Origin of the sequence: Bacillus sp. MD-5, assembly GCF_002201875.1 — a bacterium.
Taxonomy (GTDB): domain Bacteria; phylum Bacillota; class Bacilli; order Bacillales; family Bacillaceae; genus Bacillus; species Bacillus stercoris.
This window is the reverse complement of the sequence record NZ_CP021911.1, coordinates 646,218-670,899: the sequence shown is the minus strand read 5'-3', so window position 1 is coordinate 670,899 and position 24,682 is coordinate 646,218. Positions and strand designations below refer to the sequence as shown.

The 24,682-nt window shown below is 46.7% G+C and carries 18 protein-coding genes and 3 pseudogenes; 5 read left to right on the top strand and 16 right to left on the bottom strand.

The features are described 5' to 3' along the window. Positions 1-46 precede the first annotated feature (46 nt). From CDO84_RS03140 to yfmT, 6 genes are all read right to left on the bottom strand, one after another. The gene (locus CDO84_RS03140) at positions 47-1,237 is read right to left on the bottom strand and encodes an MFS transporter (RefSeq protein WP_040083864.1); all 1,191 of its coding nucleotides are present in this window, start codon (positions 1,235-1,237) and stop codon (positions 47-49) included. A 65-nt stretch (positions 1,238-1,302) separates the two neighbouring features. Next, positions 1,303-1,725, bottom strand: a complete 423-nt coding sequence (locus tag CDO84_RS03135; RefSeq protein WP_040083865.1) for a MerR family transcriptional regulator — start codon at positions 1,723-1,725, stop codon at positions 1,303-1,305. A 124-nt stretch (positions 1,726-1,849) separates the two neighbouring features. Continuing rightward, a complete protein-coding gene (locus tag CDO84_RS03130; RefSeq protein WP_040083867.1) occupies positions 1,850-2,296 on the bottom strand; it encodes a YfmQ family protein in 447 nt (148 codons plus the stop codon). Positions 2,297-2,418: 122 nt separating this feature from the next. Further along, on the bottom strand, positions 2,419-4,308 hold the full coding sequence (locus CDO84_RS03125; protein ID WP_040083869.1) for an ABC-F family ATP-binding cassette domain-containing protein: 1,890 nt from the start codon (positions 4,306-4,308) through the stop codon (positions 2,419-2,421). Between the two features lie 134 nt (positions 4,309-4,442). Continuing rightward, positions 4,443-4,847, bottom strand: coding sequence for a methyl-accepting chemotaxis protein (locus CDO84_RS21895; protein ID WP_369888597.1), 405 nt, complete (start codon positions 4,845-4,847; stop codon positions 4,443-4,445). Between the two features lie 469 nt (positions 4,848-5,316). Next, positions 5,317-6,774 (bottom strand): benzaldehyde dehydrogenase, encoded by a 1,458-nt coding sequence (yfmT, locus tag CDO84_RS03115; protein ID WP_040083872.1) that lies wholly within the window; start codon positions 6,772-6,774, stop codon positions 5,317-5,319. Positions 6,775-7,023: 249 nt separating this feature from the next. On the opposite strand from yfmT, the gene CDO84_RS03110 reads away from it, so the two are divergent. From CDO84_RS03110 to CDO84_RS03100, 3 genes are all read left to right on the top strand, one after another. Continuing rightward, positions 7,024-8,409, top strand: a complete 1,386-nt coding sequence (locus CDO84_RS03110) for a branched-chain amino acid transporter BcaP (RefSeq protein ID WP_040083874.1) — start codon at positions 7,024-7,026, stop codon at positions 8,407-8,409. 96 nt (positions 8,410-8,505) lie between these two features. Then, a complete protein-coding gene (locus tag CDO84_RS03105; protein ID WP_040083876.1) occupies positions 8,506-9,213 on the top strand; it encodes a YjjG family noncanonical pyrimidine nucleotidase in 708 nt (235 codons plus the stop codon). Positions 9,214-9,323: 110 nt separating this feature from the next. Continuing rightward, the gene (locus CDO84_RS03100; protein WP_040083877.1) at positions 9,324-10,553 is read left to right on the top strand and encodes an MFS transporter; all 1,230 of its coding nucleotides are present in this window, start codon (positions 9,324-9,326) and stop codon (positions 10,551-10,553) included. A 27-nt stretch (positions 10,554-10,580) separates the two neighbouring features. On the opposite strand, the gene CDO84_RS03095 is transcribed toward CDO84_RS03100, so the two are convergent. The 7 genes from CDO84_RS03095 to cypD all read right to left on the bottom strand — a co-directional run bounded on the left by CDO84_RS03095 (position 10,581) and on the right by cypD (position 21,185). Then, entirely contained in the window at positions 10,581-11,516 is a 936-nt protein-coding gene (locus CDO84_RS03095; protein ID WP_040083878.1) for a putative nucleotide-diphospho-sugar transferase, read from the bottom strand. Continuing rightward, positions 11,517-12,695 carry a glycosyltransferase family 2 protein gene (locus tag CDO84_RS03090; protein ID WP_040083879.1) on the bottom strand — a complete coding sequence of 393 codons (1,179 nt, stop codon included), beginning with the start codon at positions 12,693-12,695 and terminating at the stop codon, positions 11,517-11,519. 28 nt (positions 12,696-12,723) lie between these two features. Continuing rightward, entirely contained in the window at positions 12,724-13,635 is a 912-nt protein-coding gene (locus tag CDO84_RS03085; RefSeq protein WP_040083880.1) for a putative nucleotide-diphospho-sugar transferase, read from the bottom strand. A 23-nt stretch (positions 13,636-13,658) separates the two neighbouring features. Continuing rightward, positions 13,659-14,627, bottom strand: coding sequence for a GDP-mannose 4,6-dehydratase (locus CDO84_RS03080; protein ID WP_040083881.1), 969 nt, complete (start codon positions 14,625-14,627; stop codon positions 13,659-13,661). A 6-nt stretch (positions 14,628-14,633) separates the two neighbouring features. Then, the gene (locus CDO84_RS03075) at positions 14,634-15,398 is read right to left on the bottom strand and encodes a glucose-1-phosphate cytidylyltransferase (RefSeq protein WP_014663152.1); all 765 of its coding nucleotides are present in this window, start codon (positions 15,396-15,398) and stop codon (positions 14,634-14,636) included. A 236-nt stretch (positions 15,399-15,634) separates the two neighbouring features. After that, on the bottom strand, positions 15,635-17,554 hold the full coding sequence (ltaS1, locus tag CDO84_RS03070; protein ID WP_040083991.1) for a lipoteichoic acid synthase LtaS1: 1,920 nt from the start codon (positions 17,552-17,554) through the stop codon (positions 15,635-15,637). Between the two features lie 445 nt (positions 17,555-17,999). Next, complete coding sequence (gene cypD, locus CDO84_RS03065; protein ID WP_040083882.1) at positions 18,000-21,185, bottom strand: bifunctional P-450/NADPH--P450 reductase; 3,186 nt, start codon at positions 21,183-21,185, stop codon at positions 18,000-18,002. A 149-nt stretch (positions 21,186-21,334) separates the two neighbouring features. On the opposite strand from cypD, the gene CDO84_RS03060 reads away from it, so the two are divergent. After that, a complete protein-coding gene (locus CDO84_RS03060; RefSeq protein ID WP_014663147.1) occupies positions 21,335-22,405 on the top strand; it encodes a DUF3900 domain-containing protein in 1,071 nt (356 codons plus the stop codon). Positions 22,406-22,439: 34 nt separating this feature from the next. On the opposite strand, the pseudogene CDO84_RS03055 reads toward CDO84_RS03060, so the two are convergent. Next, a pseudogene (locus tag CDO84_RS03055) lies at positions 22,440-22,652 on the bottom strand (oxidoreductase); the annotation flags it as partial. On the opposite strand from CDO84_RS03055, the pseudogene CDO84_RS03050 reads away from it, so the two are divergent. Continuing rightward, positions 22,650-22,961, top strand: a pseudogene (locus CDO84_RS03050) (MarR family transcriptional regulator); the annotation flags it as partial. The pseudogenes CDO84_RS03055 and CDO84_RS03050 overlap by 3 nt on opposite strands. 23 nt (positions 22,962-22,984) lie before the next feature. On the opposite strand, the pseudogene CDO84_RS03045 reads toward CDO84_RS03050, so the two are convergent. Together CDO84_RS03045 and CDO84_RS03040 are read right to left on the bottom strand one after the other, a co-directional pair. Continuing rightward, a pseudogene (locus CDO84_RS03045) lies at positions 22,985-23,976 on the bottom strand (DMT family transporter). After that, positions 23,976-24,620: a Bax inhibitor-1/YccA family protein gene (locus CDO84_RS03040; RefSeq protein WP_014476090.1), complete on the bottom strand. Its 645-nt coding sequence runs from the start codon at positions 24,618-24,620 to the stop codon at positions 23,976-23,978. The pseudogene CDO84_RS03045 and the gene CDO84_RS03040 overlap by 1 nt, the downstream one beginning before the upstream one ends. Positions 24,621-24,682 lie beyond the last annotated feature (62 nt).

Genomic DNA, 24,682 nt, shown 5'->3' with positions numbered 1-24,682 from the left:
TGAATTCATCTAGTGTCAGCTCTCTTAAGGAGGTTCCTTTTTATTTTTAATGCCCCGCCTTAATCCCGGCAAGATGTTTACGTCCCATGAGAAGGACAAGCATGCCGACAAAAACGACGATTCCGCCTACTGTATATGGTGTGCTTGCGGTGAAGTGTTCTGACAGCATTCCCGCAATCCACGGAGCGAGTGCGCCGCCGATGAAGCGGACTGAGCTGTAGGCTGAAGACGCGATTGAGCGTTCAACCGGCGCAGAACCCATCACAGCGGTTGTCATGATCGTATTCACCATACCGAGGACAGCACCAGCGACAACGATACATGTAATAATCAAAGTCTGATGGTCTGTCCAGATCCCCATAATAACGAGAATGGCCGCAAAGGCGATAAAGAGAACGACGAGCGAACGCACTGTGCCCAGCGCTTTATGCACGAGCGGCGCCGTAAAGACTGACGTAATTGCCAGCAGAAGGCCCCAGCCGAAGAAGACATATCCAAGACCATGTTCATCCAAATCTAGAACGAATGGAGAATAAGCAAGCAAAATAAAAAATCCAAAGTTGTATAAGAACGCCGATACGGCCATCGTTAAAAGGCCTTTATATTTGAGCGCCTTCATCGCATCAAACACACCGACGCGTTTCACCGGTTTCGGTAATCTTGGCAGCATGAAAGAAATCGCGATTAACGCAATAAACATCAGGACAGATACTCCGAAAAACGGTGCGCGCCATGAAATGCTTCCAAGCTCTCCGCCTGCAAGCGGCCCGACAGAAATCCCAAGACCGAGCGCAGCCTCATACAAAATAATCGCTTGGGCGCTTCCACCGACTGACACGCCGACGATAACCGCAAGCGCTGTGGAGATAAACAAAGCATTACCTAATCCCCAGCCGCCGCGATAGCCGACTAGCTGAGCAATTGAACTTGAGCTGCCGCCAAGCCCCGCAAACACAATAATAAAAATAAGTCCGAGAATTAATGTCCATTTCGCGCCGATGCGGCTGGAAATGGCTCCTGAGAAAAACATCATAAATCCGGTAACAAGCAAATAACTTGTAAACAAGAGTGATACTTCACTAGGTGAAGCATGTAATTGTGCGGCAATGGCCGGAAGAATTGGATCGACCAGCCCGATTCCCATAAAAGAAATCACACAGGCAAACGCGACAGCCCATACCGCTTTCGGCTGGCTGAGCAAGCCTGTTTTCTGATTCACTTGTTTTGTCTTATCCATTTGACCTGACCTCCATCTTTATTCCATTAAAAGAAACGCTACAAAAATAGCGTTTAACAAACTTTTCATTCGATTGATTGAATGCCACGTTCCGCTTTTTCTTTCATGCCCTGCAGATGTTCTTTAAAGCTTTGGAATGTGCGGATTTTCTCATCAATCAAACCCAGCTGGTGATTCAGGGTTTCCTGAATTTCCTCCAGTTTTTCTTTCCGTTCCTTAGGATCCAGTGACAACAAATACCCCTCTTTGTTTAACTCTAGCTGACGGCTGGTTTCCATGAAATGCTGAAGCTCCTGAAGGGAAAAACCGAGCACCTCTTTTGTGCTGATGACTTTCTCAAGCTCCTCCATATCATCCTCTGAATAAAGCCTTACACCGCCGTCTGTCCGTTTCGGCGCCGGAATCAAACCGATTTCTTCATAAAACCGGATGGTCCGCTTTGTCAGCCCGCTTCTTTTGGCCACTTGATCAATCTTCATCCATTCCAAGGTAAATCCCCCTTCGCCGTTTCTGTTACCATTATACACCTTTTGAACCTTAACGTAAACGTTAACTTTTGAAAAGCAATAAAAAAGACGAGCAGCATAAAGCACCCGTCTTTCACTTTCCTGTTTAAGCTAAACTTCCCGCCAGTGACAGAGACTCTTTTTGAAGGCTTTCTGAAAGCACTCGATACGCAATCACTTTCTTCTTGTACTGTTTTACGACGTCGATATGGTCGTCGTAGCGGTATACAAACAGCCTCACATCATGTTTGCCTTTTTTCGTATCTATCACCAGCGGCGTGCCGCCGTTTTCCGGATATAAATAACGCTCTTCGTCACCTGGGTAAATATAATATTTCTCCAGGAAGACAGCTTCGTTAAATTGATCAATCACTTTCTGCTTCTCTGTACCCTCGAGACGTTTTCCGTCTAGAGAGAGGCTCGCATTTTCATCACTAAGCTTGGCGTGCACTTCAAATTTGCTGAGCAGCCATTCTATGACGCCTGTAGGAAGACAGGTTAATACGATTTTCACCAGACTCATGAGAATTAACATCACGATCGCCCATGTCATACTTCATCATCTCCGTTAGTTTTCCATGTGCCGCTGACACACAATTCCATCCTATCATAAGCAGGCCGATTCGTTTTTGTACATTATGTGAAAAAAAGCGCGGCCTGCTGCGGCCACGCTTTTTAGCTTTCCAGTTCTTCGATCATGAGGGACAATTCTGTCCAGCGGTCCATCGCAGCCTCAAGCTCTTCCGCCGTTTTCGCCTGCTCGGCCATCAGCTCTTGGATTTTGCCAAAATCACTGCCTGCTGCGGCGATGTCAGCTTCGAGCTGTTCATGTTTTTCTTCCAGCTGAGCAATTTTATCTTCGATGCCGTCCCATTCCAGCTGGTCTTTGTAAGAAAGCTTTTTCCGTTTTTTCTTTGGCTCGGCTTCAGCTTGTTTTGCTTCAGCAGCCGATTTTTCAGTTGTTTTTTTCGCTTTTGATTCTTCCATATAATCGCTGTAGGAGCCTTGGAAGCGGGAAATGACACCATTTCCTTCAAACACAATCAAACGGTCGACGACGCGGTCAAGGAAATAGCGGTCATGGGATACGGTAATGACGACGCCAGGGAATTGATCGATGTAATCCTCAAGAACGCTTAATGTTTCAGTATCCAAATCGTTCGTCGGCTCATCGAGAAACAGGACATTCGGCTCCTGCATGAGAACCTGTAGCAAGTATAAACGGCGTTTTTCCCCGCCGGACAGCTTGCGGATATACGTCTGCTGCATCGAACGCGGGAAGAGGAAACGCTCGAGCATTTGTTCAGCTGTAATGATATCGCCATCTGCCGTTTTTACGACCTCCGCCGTTTCTTTTATATAGTCAATGACCTTTAACTCACCGTTCATTTCACTATGATCCTGAGTATAGTAGCCGATTCTGACCGTCTGTCCGATCGTAATATCGCCTCCGTCCGGCGTATGACGGCCGGCAAGGGTGTTTAACAGCGTTGTTTTCCCGATGCCGTTTGGCCCGATGATTCCGATCCGTTCACCCGGTATGACAAGTTCATTAAAGCGGTCGACGAGCATGCGGCCGTCATAAGCGATCATGACGTTCTCCGCTTCAATGACCTGTTTGCCGAGACGGTGCGAGCCAATGGCAAAATCGAGTGAACCTGATGACTGAGGGCCTTTCTGCTCTTTAAGCGACTCTACCCGGTCAATTCTCGCTTTTTGTTTTGTGGAGCGGGCTTTCGCTCCTCGTCTGAGCCAAGCCAGTTCACGGCGCAGCAGGTTTTGCCGCTTCGTTTCCTTTTGCTCAGCCTGCGCTTCCCGTTCCGCGCGTTTTTCTAAAAACACTTCATAGTTGCCTTTATACGTGTAGAGGCTGCCTCGTTCTAACTCATAAATGCGATTCGTGACACGGTTTAAGAAATATCTATCGTGCGTGACCAGCATAACAGAGCCGGGATATTGGCTTAAATATCCTTCAAGCCACTCAATCGTTTCATTATCCAAATGGTTTGTCGGCTCGTCTAAAATGAGCAGATCAGCGGGCTGAATTAAGTTTTTGGCAATGGCTACCCGTTTTTTCTGGCCCCCTGAGAGCTCGTTGACCGGCTTTGTTACATCGCTGACACCCAGCTTAGTCAGTACGGTTTTTGCCAGGGTGTTTGCATCCCATGCGTTGTTCGCGTCCATTTTCGCCTGCGCTGCCAGCAGGTGTTTCTGGCGCTGTTCATTTTCGGGATCTTTCCCCAATTCATGCAACGCTTTTTCATATTCACGCAAGGTTTTCATCACAGCCGATTCACCGGAATAGATATGTTCCAGTACTGTTTGCCCCGCGGGCAGCTCAGGGTCTTGATGAAGAAATTCCACGTGCACGCTTCCGGATTTCGTGATTTCTCCTTCTTCGATAGATTCCAGGCCGGCAATCACTTTCAGCAGCGTTGATTTCCCTGTTCCGTTCGGCCCGATTAATCCGATTCTCTCATTCTCTTCAATATGAAAGGAGATATGGTCAAATAATGTTTTATCTCCGTATGTTTTATAAAGATTTTCCGCTTTTAATATGCTCATGGTTCCTATCAATCCTCACGTAAGTTCATGTGTACATTTTAAATCAGCCGCTGGAATAAAACTAGTAAAACGTCAGACGAATTTCATGGAAATGCGGGATAAGAAAAAGACCGGGGACGTTTGTCCCCGGTCTCTTACTCTTCCTCAAGCGCTTTTTCTGCCATTTTTGCAAGATGCTGCGCGCTTCCTGAAATCTCCTGCATTGTGGCGGAAATTTGTTCAACGGCAGCGGCTTGTCCGTCTGTATGCTGATTAATTGACTCAATGGATTCCTCCAGCCCTTTTAGCAGGCTGTGGATTTTTTTCGTAATCTGGTCAATTTGGCCGACATTTTCTTTTGAATGCGTCGCCAGCTTTCTGATCTCATCTGCGACGACAGAGAAGCCTTTTCCGGACTCCCCTGCTCTTGCCGCTTCGATCGCGGCGTTCAAGCCAAGCAGATTGCTTTGGTCAGAGATGCCTTTAACAGTGACTGAAATATCGGCGATTTCACCGGCGCTTTCGCTTACTTTTTTCGCCTGAGAGGAAATGCCTGACATTTGAGTTGAAAACCCGTTAATTGATTCAGAAATGTCGGAAATGGCCGCGGCCGTTTGTTCAACAACAGCCGATAAGCTTTCTGCCACATCATGCAGCTTCGATGACTCCTCAAGGCTCGTACCGAGGCCAACGCCTCCAATGACTCTTCCATTCTCGTCGTGGAGCGGGATCGCACGGGCGATCAACGGGAAGCCGAACAATTCTTTCGGAACCATGCTCGTTTTCTTCTGATTGCTGCGGATGGCATCTGTGATGATATCCCCTTCCTGCAGCGGATCGCCGGCTTTTACGTTCAGCGAAAAGGTTTTGGCCGGTATGTTCACGAGCAGCTTTTCCGTATCATAAATGCCGATTGTAATATCATCTTGAACCAGGCTGTTTAAATAAGGGGCTACTTTGATAAATGCGTCCAGAATATCTGCCGTTTCTTTTTCCGTTTTTATGCTCAATTCCATTCACTCCTATTCATTAATAAGGGAAGCTGCGTTTTTCGTGCTGAACCGAGATCCATTTCAGCGTTGTAAATTCTTCAAGGCTCCACTCACCGTTCAAACGGCCGAGGCCTGATTGCTTTTCACCGCCGAAGGCTACATTCGGTTCATCATTAATGGTCGTGTCATTAACGTGAATCATGCCTGTTTCAATGCGTTTCGCAAAAGCCACGCCACGCTCAAGATTTGACGTATGTACGGCACCGCTCAATCCAAACGGCGTTTCGTTTGCGATATCCACCGCTTCGTCTTCTGAATCAAACTTCATAAAGGAGACGACCGGCCCGAACAGCTCTTCCTTGGCAATGCTCATGAACGGTTTGATGTCTTTTAAGATCGTCGGTTCCACAATCGTCCCGTTAAATCCGCCAAGCTTCACCGGTACAGCGCCTTCTTCAATTGCTTGCTCAACAGACTTCATCAGCCCGTCCGTCTGTCTGCTGTTGATTAATGGCCCGATAATCGTATCAGGGTCCATTGGGTCGCCGACTTTCAGCGATTCCACTTTTGCCTGATAGAGCTCAAGGAACTTATCATAAATAGATGAATGGACAAGCACGCGATTGGCTGACATGCAAATTTGTCCTTGATGTGTAAATCGGCTGAACACCGCCGCGTTGACCGCATATTCTATATCTGCATCCTCAAGCACGATGAAGGCGCTATTCCCGCCAAGCTCAAGAAGCGGCTTTTTAAAATGCTTCATCGCAAGCTGCCCGATGTAGCTGCCGACTTTCGTAGAACCGGTAAATGAGATAATCCGCGGCACTGGATGCTCAACGAAGCTGTCTCCGATTTCAGCAATGTCTGTGACAACAACATTCAGCAGACCCTCTGGGATTCCCGCGTTCTCAAAAATTTTCGCAATCAGCGTTCCGCCGCATATTGGCGTTTCCTCATGCGGCTTTAACACAACGCCATTGCCGGCTCCGAGTGCAGGCGCCACTGATTTCATAGATAAAAAGAATGGGAAGTTAAATGGACTGATGACACCGACAACACCTGCCGGCACGCGATATAATCTGTTTTCCTTTCCGTCTATTGTGGACGGAAGAATTTTACCTTCCATGCGGACAGGGAACGTTGCCGCTTCTTTTATGATGTTTTTGACAAGACCGATTTCAAAGGCTGCTTTGAGCCTTGTTCCGCCAAGCTCTTCCATAATCAAATAAATGATGGCTTCTTCGTTTTCTTCGATATACGTGACGGCTTTTTCTAAAATGGATCTTTTTTCGAACGGATTGACCGCATCCCATTTTTTCTTCGCCAGCGCCGCTGCCCGGTACGCTTCATCTACATCGTCAGCAGTCGCTTTACGGAATGTTGTGAATGTTTTTTGAGTATAAGGATTTTTGTTTTCCAATACATTTGGGCTGCTGCCCTCCTGCCATTTCCCGCCGATATACTGTTTATTCAACTCTTCATATTGAAACATGGTCAGCATCTCCTTTATAACCGCAAATCAAAATATGGGCGAATCTATTTTTTCTATCGGTTCATCCTGCATAAAATTGAATATTAGATTAGTAAAAATTGCTATCCTATGATACGACAACGCTGTTTCGCTTCTATCGTTTAAAGCAGAAAAATATTTTATTGACTGCGTCAAATTTCGACAATATAATACAACAAGAACTGTATATAATGATTAGAATATTTTGAATATTTTCAGGAGGAACTTTTGATGAGTTCATTATTTAGAAAAAAACCCCTTGAAACATTGAGTGCGCAGAGCAAGTCAAAAAGCCTTGCCCGTACGTTAAGCGCATTTGATTTAACCTTGCTCGGTATAGGTTGTGTCATCGGTACAGGGATTTTTGTCATTACAGGAACAGTGGCAGCGACCGGTGCAGGTCCCGCCCTCATCATATCGTTTATTTTAGCAGGGCTCGCCTGTGCGCTGGCTGCATTCTGTTATGCTGAGTTTTCGTCTTCCATTCCGATTTCGGGAAGCGTGTACTCATACTCATACGTGACACTTGGAGAGCTGCTCGCCTTTTTGATCGGATGGGATCTCATGCTTGAATATGTCATTGCACTGTCGGCGGTTGCCACCGGCTGGTCTTCCTACTTTCAATCGCTGCTTGCCGGCTTTAATCTCCATCTTCCGGCTGCACTGACAGGAGCGCCGGGAAGCACGCCGGATGCCGTATTTAATCTTCCGGCTGCAGTGATCATTCTCCTCATCACTGCGATTGTCAGCAGAGGCGTCAAGGAAAGCACACGCTTTAACAACGTCATCGTACTGATGAAAATCGCGATCATTTTATTGTTCATTATTGTCGGCATCGGCTATGTGAAACCGGACAACTGGTCACCTTTTATGCCATTTGGGATGAAAGGCGTCATTCTGAGCGCTGCCACTGTTTTCTTCGCGTACCTTGGGTTTGACGCGGTTTCTAACGCTTCAGAGGAAGTGAAAAATCCACAAAAAAACATGCCCGTCGGCATTATTTCAGCTCTAGCCGTCTGTACGGTTCTGTACATCGCGGTATCGCTTGTGCTGACAGGCATGATGCCTTATGCCAAATTGAATGTCGGAGATCCGGTGTCCTTCGCGCTGAAATTCGTCGGACAGGACACTGTCGCCGGAATTATTTCTGTTGGTGCGATTATCGGGATTACGACGGTGATGCTCGCTTTGCTGTACGCTCAGGTCCGCTTGACATTTGCCATGAGCAGAGACGGCCTTCTGCCTGGCTTGTTCGCAAAGGTGCATCCGTCATTTAAAACGCCGTTTCGCAATACATGGCTCACAGGGATCGTTGCAGCGGGAATCGCCGGGTTTATTAACCTCGGAACGCTGGCTCATCTGGTGAACATGGGAACACTTGCCGCGTTTACGGTCATTTCCATTGCTGTCATTGTGTTAAGAAAGAAACATCCTGAAATCAAAGCGTCCTTCAGAGTACCATTCGTTCCGGTTGTGCCGATTATCAGCGCAGGCATCTGCCTCTGGTTCATGTACAGCCTTCCCGGCGTCACATGGCTTTCATTTGTCATCTGGATCGCTGTCGGAACACTGGTTTACTTCCTATATTCGAGAAAACACAGTTTATTAAACAAATAATCTCTTTTTCAGCCGGCGCTGCCTCACTCATCCGCCGGCTTTTTCCTTTTTTTATGTGCTATACTTTGAGTACATATGAGAAGGGAAGACACACAGATGAAACAATACCGCACTTTATTATTTGATGTAGATGATACCATCCTTGATTTTAAAGCGGCAGAAGCTTTGGCCCTGCGTTTGCTGTTTGAAGATCAAAACATTCCTTTAACAAGTGACATGAAGTCGCAATATAAAGCCATCAATCAAGGTCTCTGGAGAGCCTTTGAAGAAGGAAAGATAACACGGGATGAAGTCGTGAATACGCGTTTTTCCGCTTTGCTCGAGGAGTACGGTTACGAGGCGGACGGCGCTTTGCTTGAGCAAAAATACCGCAGCTTTCTTGAAGAAGGACATCAGCTGATAGACGGTGCTTTTGCTCTCATCTCAAATCTGCAGCATCAGTTTGATTTGTACATCGTGACAAACGGCGTGTCTAACACACAATACAAGCGTCTCCGTGACTCAGGATTATTTCCGTTCTTCAAGGACATTTTCGTTTCTGAAGACACAGGCTTCCAAAAGCCGATGAAAGAATATTTCGATTACGTGTTTGAACGGATTCCCCAATTTTCAGCAGAGCACACATTAATCATTGGGGATTCGTTGACTGCTGACATTAAAGGCGGCCAGCTCGCCGGGCTTGATACTTGCTGGATGAACCCTGAGATGAAGCCGAATGTGCCAGAGATCATCCCAACCTATGAGATTCGTAAGCTTGAAGAGCTATATCACATTTTGAATATCGAAAATACCGTCAGCTGCTAATCGGCTGACGGCGTTTCTTTCATAAAAGTCTTTTTTCCTCTTGATAAATTCTTCACCTTATGAATAATATGATGGTATGCTTTGGCTATATATGTAAGGAGGAGACTCAATTGGCTATCGCCGCCCCGTTAAAAGAAAAAACAGTTCAAAAACCCGGCACCACGGTGTATCCGATTTTGATTATTATCGGAATCTGCCATATGCTCAACGATTCGCTGCAGGCCGTGATTCCGGCCATGTTTCCTATTTTGGAACGCTCCATGAGCCTGACGTTTACACAGCTCGGCATCATCGCTTTCACATTAAACATGGTGTCATCCGTGATGCAGCCTGTCGTCGGCTGGTATACCGATAAACGGCCGCGGCCGTACGCGCTTCCAGTCGGTTTGACCGCCAGCATGCTTGGCATTTTGGGTCTTGCATTCGCCCCGTCATTCATCACGATCTTATGCTGTGTGTTTTTCATTGGATTAGGCTCAGCCATTTTCCATCCGGAGGGCTCTCGTGTGGCGTATATGGCCGCCGGCACAAAACGCGGACTCGCCCAGTCGATTTATCAAGTGGGCGGAAACTCAGGCCAGGCGATGGCGCCGCTGATCACCGCGCTGATCCTTGTGCCGCTCGGGCAATTCGGCGCTGTTTGGTTCACGCTTGTCGCCGCGCTTGCTGTTATGTTTCTCATGTATATTGCGAAATGGTACGCCTCACGTCTTGGCAGTCTCGCCCAGAAATCAGGCAAGCAAAAGAAAACGGCTGAAAACACAGCCATCACCAAATCTGTTGTATCTGCTCTTATTATTATTATATTTCTCATTTTTGCGCGTTCCTGGTATACGAGTGCGATCGGCAACTTTTACACGTTTTACGCGATGGATACATATCACGTAAGCATTCAGCAGGCACAAAGCTATATTTTTGTCTTCTTGCTGTTTGGCGCGATCGGCACGTTTCTCGGCGGCCCGCTTGCAGACCGTTTTGGAAAACGCTTCGTTATCCTCAGTTCGCTGTTATGCTCGGCGCCGCTGGCGATTTTGCTGCCATTTGCCGGCCCGGTTCTCGCCTATGGCGTGCTCGCATTGATTGGCGTGGTTCTGATGTCGAGCTTCTCCGTAACGGTTGTCTATGCACAGGAACTAGTTCCTGGAAAAATCGGCACAATGTCTGGGTTAACCGTCGGTCTTGCCTTCGGGATGGGCGCGATCGGCGCTGTGGCGCTGGGCGCTCTGATTGATGCAGCGGGACTGACCCCGACGATGATCGCCATTGCCTTTCTGCCTGTTCTCGGCATCCTTGCCTTCCTATTGCCAAGTGACCAGAAGGTGAGAGAATGGCATAGCTAAAAAACCCTGCCCAGCGGCAGGGTTTTTTTAATCCAGCTGTATAAAATGAGTGTCAGGCACTGCATGCTTCGGGATAAATCCGTCCGCAAAGTCTGGAAACGCGGACTGTATTTCATCAATCCATTTTTTCAGATTTAATATATACGGCATATAAATCATCTCAATTGTCGCTTCATCTTCAATCCGGTAGTACCAGCAAAGATTAAACTCTTTTTCTGTCACCAGTGTAAACCCAGAGAAATGATAGAAAATCAGCGGCGTTTCATCTATATACACGCGGCCGTCCTTTTGCCCGACCTTATAGTTTTCGATATTCCAAAGCGCTGTATTGGCTCCTATTGATTTGACAACATGAACACCTTTAAACTGCGCCGGCCATTTCTCCACATATCTTTGATCACCATATGTCTTTCGTTCCGTATCCATTTCGACCGTGCAAAATGCAATACAGTCCTGTCTCCACTGCCATACCGCTTCATATGCTTCCTTTGTATTACCGGCACCGACAAAGCCTGTATTAAAGCGTCCGGTTCGGTCGTAGTAGGACGTGAAGCGCGGCGAATTACGATGATCAGTCAAATACAGAGACGCCGTTGGGTTTTCTGCAAAAATACGTGCCGGATCAGAAAAGAAAAATAGATCCGTATCCATATGGGCAAAGTATTCAGCGTCATCCCACTTGCTCATCACATGAAACAAAAAGGCCGGTTTTAACGTCCAGCAATATTCATGAAACGTTCTGTTGCTTTTCGCTTTCAGCAGCTCCGGGTCTTCCATTTCATGCAGCTGCACAAAGCTGACATGCTCCCATGGAACGTGCTGTAGCAATTCGTACGCTTTCTGGTCGACACACAGCACATATAAATGAAAATCATCGCAATGCTCATGGAGAGAATGAATCATGGGCATGAGCTTAAAGATATGTGTCCTTGACACTATCGTTGAAAAATGAAATGTACTCACTTATACCACATCCAATGATCTAAGATCCACGTGCAGCAAATCGTTCACAAGCGCATACAGTGCGTTGGCGAAGTCATTAACGCCTAGCTTTTTCTTCGCTTTTGGCAGAAGCTTGCGGACAGTTTGTAAATCAAAGCTTTTCGCCGTCACCCTTGGGGATTTCTTTCGCCAATCCGGATCAATATTGCGCTCTTTAACAACATGCAGAAGCTCAAGAAACAGATTCAGCAGCAGATCATATTTCTGAGATTCCAGCAGCTTTTGAATATCATCCATGATTCTGTTTGTCATGTCAGGCGGGAACGGCCCATTAAAAGCGAGATGAACGTCTAAGGAGCGGATATTGTTGTATTTATCGCACATATAGGCAATGTTTGCCCGAATATCGTCTACAGACTTACAATTGCTTGGATGCTCCTGATGAACACTGACAATATCGCGCCGAAGCCTGAAGGTCAATCCGGCCTGATGAAGCCTGATGCCGAGATCATAATCCTCAAACCCGTACCGCACAATGCCTTCGTCAAATAAACCGAGATCAACGACATGTTTGCGTTTAACAGAGGAATTATTCGTGATAAAAAAGCGCCATGGCATATGATAGCCTTCCAGATCATCTCCGTACTCATCTAAAATCTGCTTGAGCACGTCAATAAAGTCGGTATTAAGGTCAAAGCTTTTATCAAGAAAGCTTCCGTTTCTAATGTCCGCTTCCTCCAGCAGCTTTTGTTTGTCTTTTTTCGGCATTTCATCTGTGAGCTTTGCGAGCTGTTCCTTATGTTCTTCTTCAAATCGTTCATAATAAAAACTGTAGATCCGCTTCCAAAACAACCCACACACGACGAGATTCTCTTCATTCTCATGGGCTTTAATATGCTTTGCCACAAGGTCCTTTGCCGCAAGCATATCGCTGTCATGGAAAATCAGGATATCTCCTCTGGCATTGCGCAGCGCCTGATTTCGACCGTACGCAATCCCCCTGTTTTCTTTAATCCGGGTAAAAATCAGCGGAAAATCCGCTTGAAATGATTCAAGCATTGAGAGCGTCCCGTCCTCAGAGCCATTGTCCGCTACAATGACTTCGAATTCTTCATCGCACTCCTGCTGGTTTAATGACAGAAGGCTATTATAAAGACGCTCCTTTGAATTATATGCAGGAATAATAACGCTTGCTTTCACTTCATTTTCACTTCCTGTATTTACTCATTTATTTGTTGTCATCTTTTGAAGCAAAACCGTTAAATTCAGGGTCTAATGTTTTGATGTGCTCAATGATATGCGGCAGTGTCTCTTGATACAGTTCATGCACAAACGGCAGGTCTGTGCGGGTTGTTTCATGAATCTGCTTGATTTCATTGATGCCGACGATTCGGTATCCGCTGAAATGATAAAAAATCAGCGGACTGCCATCCTCCAGCACGATCCGGCCATCCTCCCACGAAAACGTATGCTGCCCATAATTCCAATGACCAATGTTCACGCCGGGTGTCGTAATATCACAAACATTCGGAAATAGCCCAGACATATAATCCAAATAGCCCTGGTCACCGAATTTTCCTTCACCCGGCGCATTTTTGCATTCCTCGAGACAGCGTTCCTTCCACCACTCCAAGCAGTCCGTGCCTGCATCATCATGCTTGAAGCTGATAAATCCGGAATTATATCTGCCTAAAAGACGCTGCAGCATGTCAATCTGATCTTTCTCAAAAGAAGGAATGACAATATCCCCCCGCGAAAGCAGCACCGAACAGTCCGGCTGGTTTTCAAAAATCGGCGATGGATCTGCGTAGAAAAAGAGATCCCCGTCAATGTATGTCACACGCTCCAGCTCGGGATTGCTGTTCAGCACAGCTTGCAGAAAGATCGGCTTCATCGTCCAGCAATACTCACTTTGATCTCTAGTTTCCTTCAGCTTTAGAAGCATTTCATTTTCAAGAGCGGCCACCGGCACAAGGTTCAGCTGCTTCATCTTCAGCTTCTGTAACACGCGGTGCGTATCTTCGTCCATGCACAGCGTAAAAATGGGACTGTCTTGGTCTACTCGCTCTAATGACTTAAATAAGGCGACTGCCTGATATAATCTTCCTTTTGATAAAACGGTGCAATACGCGCTGGTCACAGTCATGTTCACCTCGTTTCACATTACTTTTTGAAGAATTCCGTATACCACTCAATCGTTTTTTCAAGTCCTTCATCAATGGTGTAGGCCGGTGTCCAATTCAGCAGCTTTCTCGCTTTTTCCGCGGATAAATATTGATGTTTGATTTCATTGCTTCCCTGATTCAGCACCTTAGGTTTCAGATTACTGTTCATTTTCTTCAAAATTTTCTCTACCAGTTCAAGGACGGTCAGCTGGATCTCATTGCTGAAGTTAAAGGCCTCTCCGGCAAGATTGTTTTCTTCCATTTTCTCTGCAAGAAGCAAATAAGCCTGAACGGCATCTTCAATATAGAAGTAGTCCCGGACAAAGGTGCCATCGCTGCGGATTTCCGGCGCTTCCCCGTTCAGCACAAGCTGAATCGTCTGAGGAATGATGCGGTTGAAGTTTAAATCCCCGCCGCCGTATAAGTTTCCGCAGCGCGTAATACAGACCGGAAGCCCGTACGTGTGAAAATAGGTGTGGCTGATCAGATCTGCGCAGCTTTTTGAGACGTCGTACGGGTGCTTGCCCTGCAGCGGCATGTTTTCGTCGTACGGAAGGTTTTCTTGATCGCCGTAAGCTTTATCACTTGAAGCGACAATGACCCGCTTAATTAACGGATGCTTGCGGCAGGCTTCGAGAATATTCCATGTGCCGAGAATATTTGCTTCAAAGGTAGAAATCGGGTTGCGGTTTGCCACCCCGACAATCGCTTGTGCAGCGAGGTGAAAGACAGTGTCGATCTCGTACTCGCCAAGCGCGCGTTCAATGACAGCCAAGTCTTCAAGAGAGCCCCGCACGATGTTCATTTTCTTGATATGGTCTCCCTGATACAGATTAGATTGGGGCACATGATCCCTGACAAGCCCCGTCACGTTTGCGCCCTGTTCGATCAGCTCTTTCACCAAATAGCTTCCTAAAAGACCTGTACACCCCGTAACAAATACGTTTTTATTTTTCCAGAAACTCAAATCGGTTCACCATACCTTCCATACTTGTTGTCCTTGATCCCACATCTTGTTGACTTCTAAGAGATTTTTATACGTATCGATGGCCGTCCAAAATCCATAATGGCGGTACACGGCAAGCTCTCCGTCTTTGGCAAGGTTCTTCAGCGGTTCATCTTCGAACATTGTGTTCCCGTCCTTCGGCAAATAATCGAAAACCTTGGGACTGAGAACGAAGAATCCGCCATTGATGATTCCGTCACTTGATGTCTTCTCAGAAAATGTTTTCGCCATGCCGTCCTCAACCGTCAAGGTGCCAAACTGCGAGACTTTGTCAATGCCGGTGACAGTCGCGGCAGCACCTTTTGTCTGATGATAGCTGATGAGATGGAAAAGATTGATATTGGCCAGCCCGTCCCCATAGGTGAGCAGAAATGTTTCATCACCGATATAGTCTTTCGCCTGCAAGATTCTTCCGGCTGTCAGCGTATCTTCCCCAGTCTCCAAAAACGTAATTTTCCACGTTTCAGGCTGCCCCAGCATCTGTACCTCTCCCGTAGCGCTGTCGAGTGTCAGGCTGTTGTGCTTCCATTCATAGTCGAGAAAGTATTCTTTGATTTTTTCGCCTTTATAGCCCAAAAGCAGAATAAACTCGTTTACTCCGTAGTACTGATAGATTTTCATAATATGCCATAGAATCGGTTTGCCGCCTATCATGGCGAGCGGTTTAGGAATGTCATTCGTGATTTCACTCATTCTCGTTCCTTTTCCGCCGCAGAGAATGACCGCTTTCATCTCTACCCCTCATCTCTATGAATATTGAGTTCGAAACCTGGTACGTCTTTACAATCTATCAAGGCATTTCCCCGATAATTTGTCCGATTTCAATACCGGTTTCAAAATCTACTGTAATGATATGAGAGAAAAACGGCCTTGGTGACCAAATGGAATCTATTTTTTCAAGTTGGTTATATAACCAAAAAAAGAGCCTTGAGCGAAGGCAATGCGCCCGCTCAAGGCTCTTTTTCATCTTATTTGATTTCTTTTTCCTTGCCGTAATGATAGTCTGACGGATCAACGGCTGTGAAATCATTTAGTTTATGGAACCTCAGCAAGTCTTTGTACAGGACACTGTCTGAAAGGCTCAGCTGCTGGTTCACTCTTGTTTTCAGATTCTTCGTTTCTTCATTCGCTTTCAATTTTTCACCAGTCTTCGTATCGTAAATGACATTGTCGACTGATGTGTACTTCGGCGTTACGAAGTCTCCGTTTCTGAATGCCACTGTATCGTCGTGGTCTTTAGAGAATAAGTCAGTACCAAAGTTGATATATTTCTGAGAATCAATTCCTTCTAAGTGCAGAAGTGTCGGCATGACGTCAATTTCGCCGCCATACGTATGGTTCACTCCGCCTTTTTTGCCAGGAACGCGGATCATCAGCGGCACACGCTGGTTCTGTGCGTTTTGATAATCTGTAATCTCTTTTCCAAGGATCTCTTTCATCGCTCGGTTATGGTTTTCTGAAATACCGTTATGGTCACCATAAATCATAATGACTGAGTTGTCATACAGGCCGGCTTCCTTCAGCTCCTTGAAGAATTGCTCAAGCGCTTCGTCAAGGTAACGCGCTGTTTGGAAGTAGCTGTCTACTGTGTTATCGCCGGTTGTCGCTTTTTTAAGAGACGCGTCTTTTTCATCCAGGTTAAACGGATAATGGTTTGTCAATGTAATCAAATGCGCGTAAAACGGCTGTTTAAGAGACTCAAGCTTTGGAATCGATTCTGTAAAGAACGGCTTATCCTTCAGTCCCATATTAATGACATTTTCATCTGACATATCATACGTGCTTGCGTCGAAGAACTTGTCGTATCCGATATGTTTGTAAATCTGGTCACGGTTCCAGAACGATTTGTAATCACCATGCAGGACAGCGCTTGTATAGCCTTCCTTCTGGTCTAAAATCGCCGGAAGCGACTGGTAAGTGTTTTCGCCTTTCGTCACAAACGCGGAGCCTTCTGGAAGGCCGAAGATCGAGTTATCCATTGTCAGCTCGGCGTCAGATGTTTTTCCCTGGCCTGTCTGATGGAAGAAGTTATCAAAATACGTCACATCTTCTCCGCCGTGCGCAAGTTTATTTAAGAAAGGCGTTACCTCTTCACCGTTCAGCTTGTAGTCAATCAGGAACGACTGGAAGCTTTCGAGGTGAATTTTAATGATATTTTTGCCTTTGGCAGCGCCGAAGTACTCGGCGTTCGGTTTCGCATAATGAGACGTCGTGTAATTCTCGACGCTTGTTAAATCATCGCTGCTTGCATAGGCTCTTTGCGTTTCTGTTTGAGCCGTCTGTACACCGTCATAAATGGTGTAGTTGTAAAGACCTAAATATTTCACGATATAATTGCGGTCAAACGTTCTTGTCAGCAGCTGCGGACGGTCTTTTTCCGCATAGTGCAGGTTGATGAAAAACAGTGCGACCCCGGAAAGGATCACTAAAGATGCAAAGCGTTTTTTCATTTTGTATTCTTTTAATTCAGGTCTCCAGATCAATACCGCAATCAAAATGATAATATCTAAGAAATAGAAAATATCATGACCGGCCATGATACTGAAAATACCGTCTCCCATGTTTCCAACGTTTCCGGACTGCTTAATGTTCGGGAACGTCAAGAAATCGTCAAAGAAACGATAGAATAAAATATTTGCATATAACACAAATGTCATCAAGAAATCGATAATCAGCATAATAATGGCTGATTTACGCCCTTTCGCCAGCAAAGCCAGTCCTAAAAAGAAGACGGCGCTTGAGAATGGGTTAAATATCAGGAGGATCTCCTGGGTTGTGCCTTTTACCCCAAGATTAAACTCAGTCTTGTAGGATAAATACGTTTTTGCCCAAAACAGTATAACAGCCAGCACAAAAAAGCTAAGTTTGTAAGAAAAAAGTTTCTTCATGGCAACCTCTACTTTCTTAAACACTTTAAGTTCTTCATTCATATTTACCTGCTCTTTATATCCTGCCTTCTCATTTCTTCTTTCCAAACAAAATCAAGGCATCACACAACAATAAATACACCGCGGCAAGCCGGAATATTTATGTTTCGCACCATACCATTTTTATTACAACCATTTGGAAACCAATCACTGGACGAAAGAAACCTTCATTTCGTTTCACTTTTTTCCTCAGAAATAAAAAAAGGATTTCTTTTGTCATGTGTGCCTTTGAAAAAAGAAATAGATACCGAGTATAAGAATAACATAAACTAGCAAAAACGAAAAATAGGTTTTGCAGACAGCCCGCCCTTCCGGCGGACTGAAGTTATTGTATGCACTAATGTTTAGCGTGATCACCATTTTTTCGAATGGACAAAAAAGACTGGATGTCTCCAGTCTTCTTTATCTATATCCCTGCCCAGACATCCTTGGCATACATACCGGTATTCTGCAGTTGTCTCAGCCAGTTTTGCGCTTCTTGTTCCCCGGTTCCATGAACAGACTGATACGCTTTTTGAAGAGCCGCCTCCACATCCGGGGCCATTTTGCTGCCGTCACCGCATACATAAAGCCTGCCTCCGCGGTCAAGAATCGATATTAATGTTTCTGCATGTTCAGCCATGAGATGCTGGACATATGTTTTCGGCATGCCTTCTTTTCGGGAAAAGGCTGTATGGACTGTGACTACACCGTCTTTTTCAAACTGCTCAAGCTCATCTCGGTAAATAAAATCCCGATCGTTCCTGCATCCAAAATAGAGATGAGCCTCACCGAGCGTTTTCCCCTCCCGCTTTAAAACATCACGGGCTTGAAGGAAGCCGCGGAATGGTGCGACTCCCGTGCCTGGCCCGACCATAATAATTGGAGTTTCAGGGTCTTTCGGAAGCTGAAACCGGGATTCCGGTGTGCGGATAAACATCACGACATCATCACCGGCTTGACGCTCAGCTAAATCATTTGATGCCACGCCCCTGTATTCGCCACGGCCGCTCCACGCCGGGCCGCGCACAACGCCGACTGTGATTGATGCTTGCCCCGGATTCACTCTTGGAGAGCTTGAAATCGAATAATATCTCGGTTTTAACGGACGTAATAGCTCTAAAAATCGTTCAAACGGCATGTCGCATGCTTCGTACTTTTCAAGCAGATCCAGCATAGAAATTCGTTTTTTCAATATTTGTTCCTGATAAACACCCTCTGCTGTCAGTTCTTCTAATTCGCGCTTATGCGGCGGACACACTGTAAAAGCGGCCAGTTCACGTATTTGCGCTCTTGTGGCTGCTTCCTGCACCTCAACGCTATAGCTGAGAAGATCATTCAGGCTGACAGGACGGCCCAATGGCAGATGCCCCGCACTGCGGCCGCTTGCCGACAATGTCACTTGGTCTGTTCCCTTCAGACCGAATCTATGGAGAATCCGGCTGACATTGGTTGGACTGTTTTTTGGCAATACGCCAAGGTGGTCGCCCTCTTGATATTCAACATCCGGCGGCAATGCGATTTCGATATGGCGGGTGCTTCGATCGCTGTCCGCGGACTGAAGCTCACGATTTTCGGCGATGGATGCGTGAGCCGCTTCATACGATCGGGCAAGCGGGGACTCTCCCAGCCCTCTGACAAACTGAAGGCTCAGCGTGCTTCGTTCCTTATCGGCGTTTTCATTAAGCTCCAGTCCGAATGCTTTGATGGCGTCCGCCCACATGCTCTTTTTCCACTCATCAAGCTGCCCTTCGAAATCACCGCTGACATCACCTTCCCCGCGCGCAGAAAACCGAGTCGCGCCTTTCTCTGCAAGCTGTTCATCAATGAATCTCGGCACGTCTTGATACGTGCTCGCCCAATTGTGGTCGCCGCAGCCAAATACCGCGTAATGGACGCCCTCAAGCTCACCCGGTTTGATTTCTTGGAGCCACTGGACAAACTGTCTCGCGTTGCTTGGCGGTTTTCCGTTATAGGACGAGGTCACAATGACAACCGCTCCCTCTGTCGGCAGCTTGCCAATCTGATCGTTCAGAGGTGACACTTCGGTCCTGACGCCATGAAGACTGGCTGTATCTGCAAGCTCCCGGGCGACGCCTTCTGCGGTGCCGGTATCAGAGCCGTACAGCACGAGAAGCGGGCGGTTGTTAAGGCCGATGACCGATGCGCCCTTTGTCTCCGTTTCTTCTTTTTGCTTATCAGGCCCCGGTTTTTCTGTTGCCTGGATGTCAGCATGAATGGCTTCCTGATGACGGGTTTGAACCTTGATGCGAAAATCGCCGGGCTTGAGCGTTAAGGTTTGTTTGATATCAAGCTCATAATTCTCATGATCAATCAGCGTGAAATATTTTAAAATCATGCCCAGCACAAGTGTGGCTTCATGAAGGGCAAACTGCATGCCGATACAGGCCCGTTGCCCATTTCCGAACGGTTTGTACGCATGATGAGGCACTTGGTCCTGATGTTCGAACCGTTCCGGCCGGAATTCCTCGGCGTCCTTTCCCCAAGCGTCTCGATCACGATGAAGCTGCGGAATCAGCACAGAAATTCTGTCCTTCGTCGTGATCGGGAACTTTCCGCCAATGACTGTGTCTTCTTTTGGATAAAGGCTAAAAGCCGGAGCTGTCGGCCATAAGCGCAGTGATTCATTTAAAATCATCCGTATGTATTTCAGCTCCAGCACTTGTTTATAGGTCGGCGCTGCATCTGTCAGCACCCGATCTACCTCTTCATACGCCTTTTTCAGTTTGTCAGGATGCTTCAATAAAAAGTAGGTCGCAAAGGACAGCAGGCCGCTCGTTGTCTCATGGCCGGCAATCAAAAACGTAATGATTTGAAAGCGGATATTTTCGTCGTCGAGCTTTTCACCCGTTTCCGGATCTTCCACATTCAGCATGCGGGCGAGCAAATCTTTTTCATCCTGGTCTCCATTCGCCCTACGCTCTGCAATAATGCTGTCGACTAACGAAAACATCGTTTGAATATCATGGTGGAATTGCCGCTTTGTTCTAACCATAAGCTTATCTTGGAAATCAAGCCGCTGCATTTGATGCATCGCTTCATCAAGCGCCCGCACCATGCTGTTGATAAACGGGTGGGGCGTTTCCCTGTAGTAGCTGTTAAAGCGGTAGTTAAACCCGCACAGCCCAATGGTGTCGAGCGTCAGCCGGGTCATATCTCCCGGGACATCAACAGCTTCATTCGGATTGAGCCTGGCCCATTTTTGAATGAGCTGAACAGCGATATCGACCATTTTCTCATGATAGTCCTTCATGGCCCGCTGGCTGAACGTCGGCATCAGAATGTTGTGCGCTTTTCTCCAGTTAGGCTCATGCGTCCAGCTCGTAAATAATCCGTCACCGGAAAACGCGCGAACCTTCTCCAGGGCGCCTTCAATGCTTTTATCAAACCGTCCTTCATCACAAACCTCTTTCACCAATTCATGGCCGGACACCACAATCGTCGTGCCCGCGGGTGTATGGATTTGAAAAATCGGACCCTGTTCTTCCGCTAGCTTGATCAGTGAAAGCGTCGGTTTGTCTTTATCAATTAAAGGCAAATTGCCGAGCGGCCCAAACGTCTTCGGCTGAGGAATCGGGCTTGTTTCCTTCATCGAACCATTCCTTTCCGTATGAAATGCCTTCTATTTGACTACATTTCCCTTTCATGGTCATGATTATTCCGTTCTCCCAATTGACGCATGATCGCTGTTTTTTCTATACTTGAGAAGCTGTACAATACGCGAATAAGGTGAGTTCACATATGGATTTTGAAATTCGGTTTTTATCCTTTTATGTCATACAGGTGGAAGGCAAGGATGAGCAGGCGAACAAACAGTTCAAGCACTTTCAGACCCTTGATACGGGTGAATTTGAAGAAAGCGAGCTGAAGGACTTTCTCGACGGAGAACTGAAAAAAATCGTCAAACGGAAAGCAGAACGTCATCCGCAGTCTGAGCAGGTGCCGACGAAAATCGGCCATTTTATCGTCGAGCCCGGCCACGAGCTTGATTCCAACCCAAACTACAACATGTTCAACCGCGCGCGTCTGGCGGCAACAAAAGAAGACTTCAATGAGCTGAGCGAGCAGTTCGTCCGCACGTACCTCGACACAAGCGCAGTCCGCGGCGGCGTGTTTCTCGTCGCTTCAGCCGTGCCGAGAAAATACTTTGACGAGTCATTTGTCTTCATTATGAAATGTGACTTTGAGCCGAAGGTCGCCCGCATCTCTGACGCGTCTTCTCTCATTAAAAAAGTCGAAATGGCGATCACGACAAAAAACATGAAAAGCATCCAATACCCGTACATGCCCGAGGAAGGAATGGTCGAGGAAGGCGAGCTGAAAATCCACCAGGCCTCGCACGCCCGCTATTTTGAGGACTTTCTGAAATTCGTCGAGTACGGCGAATCGATGCCGGAAATCATGAAAAACCAGGTCATGAACATGGTGCAGGAGCACGTCTACGAGACATTTGAAGACAACAGCGAAGAGCTCAAGCAGTTCGAGCACGACATTGAGATTTGGGAAGCGAGCGAAAAACGGGAGATCCAAGAGCGCCTCGACACCCATCAAGTGATCGAAGCCTCCGCCCAAATCATCGAGCACACGCCAGAGGCCCAGCTGAAAATGAAAGTCGGAGAAACAGAGATTAAGGGATTGCTAGCGGATTTTGGCGATTCCATTCATCTCGCAAAAGTAAACGGGCGCTATGTCGCGCTGATTGAAGCCGAGACAATTTCGTTTGAGAAAGGCAGTTCACCGGTGGAGTTTTATAAGCCTGAGGGGCTGCATGAGGTGATTGAGCGGATAAGGAATAAAACAGAGCAAGACTAAAAAGTCCAGAAATCACTTTCTGGACTTTTCCAATTTAATACCCTTCCCTCAACACCGCATAGCACTCCCCAATCAGCTCTTCCGCTCCCAGCTCTCCTTTCAGCCCGCGGCGGACGATTTCTGAGGATAGGTTCTGGACTTTGAGCGCTCTTGGGGCTCTTCTTTTGTAGTAGGCCTGTAATGCTGTTTCGTGATCGGCGTGGTTTTTGGGTTCTCCGGCGAGGACGATGGCATCCACGATCGCCAGATGCTCCTCTTTGATGCCAAGGATCATAGGTTAAGTCCGACAGAGCTTGCCAAACAGTCAAACGTCACGAAAGCGACGATTACAGGTCTGCTGAACGGGCTGGCGAGAGACGGTTTTGTCAGCCGGAGGTATCACACAGAGGATAAACAAAAAATCAGCATTGAACTGACAACGGAAGGCAAAGCACGCCTTGAGCAATTTCTGCCGCAAAATCTCCGCGGTCATGGAAAACTACAACGATGAGGAAAAAGATATGTTCGTAAGATGCTTGGTGATCTTTTTGCAAGGCTGAGCGTGTTTAAAGACTAAAAAACCCGTCCGATCTGGACAGGCTACAGCGTCTTTTCTTCTGCAGCCGGATACGCATCCGGCTGTTTTTTCTTTATGGCCGTAACAAATATGCCGCCGATGACACATGCAATGCCGATGAAATGCACAAACTCAAACGGCTCCTTCAATATTACGCCTGATAAAATGACAGCAGAGACCGGAAGAACGGATGTGAAAATGCCCGATACACCCGCAGGCACCTTCGTCACCCCGCTATACCATAAGTAAAATGCTAAAACGGTAACAAAAAGCGCGTAATACAGCACGTACGACCAATCCAAAACAGTCGGCACGCTGTAATCAAATGAAGAGGCCTCAAACAAAGCAAACGGGAGAAAAAACAGGAAGCCGAAGAGCGATACGAAGGTCGAAATCGCCAGAGCCGAAATATGCGGGGATAGCAGCTTGGCCATCAATGTAAATAGTGCTTCGCCAATGACTGCAGCAATGATCAGCATGTTCCCGAATAAGGCGTGCGGCGCCCCGTCTTGGCTCCCCGCTCCAAATAGATTAATCGCCATCACGCCGCAAACCGCCAGCATAATGCCGATCAGCATCTTTTTCTCAATTTTTTCTCTCAGCAGGAAAAAGGATAAAATACCGATTACCATCGGGGTTGTGCTTGTCAAAATGCCGCTTTCCGTTCCTGTTGTATATTGAACCCCATACAGCAGGCAAATACTGAACAAAAACACGCCTGTAAATGATTGCACCAGCAAAACGAGCACATCTTTTTTCGTTAAAGCCGGTAACCCTTTTTCAATGCAAAACAGCAGCGTGAGCAATACGACAGAAGCGATCAAAAAACGCAATCCTGAGGAAAGAAAGACCGGAATCCGTTCGACCATCAGCTTGCCGACAACGACAGAGCTGCCGACGATCGCCATAGCTGCTGCCAAAGATACATATGCGCCCATTTGTTTTTTCACCAATACTCCACCTGCCTTTTTGTGTATGGCAAAAAGCGCCTATCCAATGACAGGCGCTTTTTCATTAATCATCACTGCTCAAAATGCCGAAGAAGCGAAGCAGGTTGATGAACAAGTTGATAAAGTCAAGGTACAGCGATAATGCCATAACGGGAATTAAGTCTTCCGTAATGTGGCGGTGCTTGATTTGGTTCAAATCATACAAAATGTAAAGGGAAAAGACGATGGTTCCAATCACGGAATACGCCATCATCGCCGCTGAGTTTAACGGGCTGAAAATGTTGAAAATGCCAACCACAACGAGGGCGAGCACCGCTACCATCAGAAATGACCACAGGAAGGATAAATCCTTCTTCATTTTTGCGCCGATTGTGCCTAAGACGGCAAAAATGACAAATGTAGAACCAAAGGCTTCAAGCACGACATAGGCGCCGGCGATGGAAGCGTAATGGCTGACGATCGGAAATAAGGTAATGCCGGAAACGAACGCGAATGTATATACAAACGCATACCCGACCGCTTTTCTTCTGCGCATCCAGAAGGCCAGAATAATCATCGCCACTTCTAGAATAGAAAGCGGCAGCATCAAAGCGACAGGAACAAATTGGCCGATAAAAAGGCCGACAGTCGCGATCAGCAATGTGAAGACAAAGACTGTCAAAATGCGTTGCATGATCGATTGCTTACTCTCGTGAACCGTAGCTTGCATGTCAAAAATCCTCCTAAAAAATGATCTTAAAGGTCTATTATATAAAAATTGGATGAAATATG

What these genes read in the sequence shown, in the direction of transcription:
- CDO84_RS03140 (WP_040083864.1), bottom strand. Translation starts at nt 1,237, where the DNA reads ATGGATAAGACAAAACAAGTGAATCAGAAAACAGGCTTGCTCAGCCAG.
- CDO84_RS03130 (WP_040083867.1), bottom strand. Translation starts at nt 2,296, where the DNA reads ATGACATGGGCGATCGTGATGTTAATTCTCATGAGTCTGGTGAAAATC.
- CDO84_RS03125 (WP_040083869.1), bottom strand. Translation starts at nt 4,308, where the DNA reads ATGAGCATATTAAAAGCGGAAAATCTTTATAAAACATACGGAGATAAA.
- CDO84_RS21895 (WP_369888597.1), bottom strand. Translation starts at nt 4,847, where the DNA reads ATGTCAGGCATTTCCTCTCAGGCGAAAAAAGTAAGCGAAAGCGCCGGT.
- yfmT (WP_040083872.1), bottom strand. Translation starts at nt 6,774, where the DNA reads ATGTTTCAATATGAAGAGTTGAATAAACAGTATATCGGCGGGAAATGG.
- CDO84_RS03110 (WP_040083874.1), top strand. Translation starts at nt 7,024, where the DNA reads ATGAGTTCATTATTTAGAAAAAAACCCCTTGAAACATTGAGTGCGCAG.
- CDO84_RS03105 (WP_040083876.1), top strand. Translation starts at nt 8,506, where the DNA reads ATGAAACAATACCGCACTTTATTATTTGATGTAGATGATACCATCCTT.
- CDO84_RS03075 (WP_014663152.1), bottom strand. Translation starts at nt 15,398, where the DNA reads ATGAAAGCGGTCATTCTCTGCGGCGGAAAAGGAACGAGAATGAGTGAA.
- ltaS1 (WP_040083991.1), bottom strand. Translation starts at nt 17,554, where the DNA reads ATGAAGAAACTTTTTTCTTACAAACTTAGCTTTTTTGTGCTGGCTGTT.
- cypD (WP_040083882.1), bottom strand. Translation starts at nt 21,185, where the DNA reads ATGAAGGAAACAAGCCCGATTCCTCAGCCGAAGACGTTTGGGCCGCTC.
- CDO84_RS03060 (WP_014663147.1), top strand. Translation starts at nt 21,335, where the DNA reads ATGGATTTTGAAATTCGGTTTTTATCCTTTTATGTCATACAGGTGGAA.
- CDO84_RS03040 (WP_014476090.1), bottom strand. Translation starts at nt 24,620, where the DNA reads ATGCAAGCTACGGTTCACGAGAGTAAGCAATCGATCATGCAACGCATT.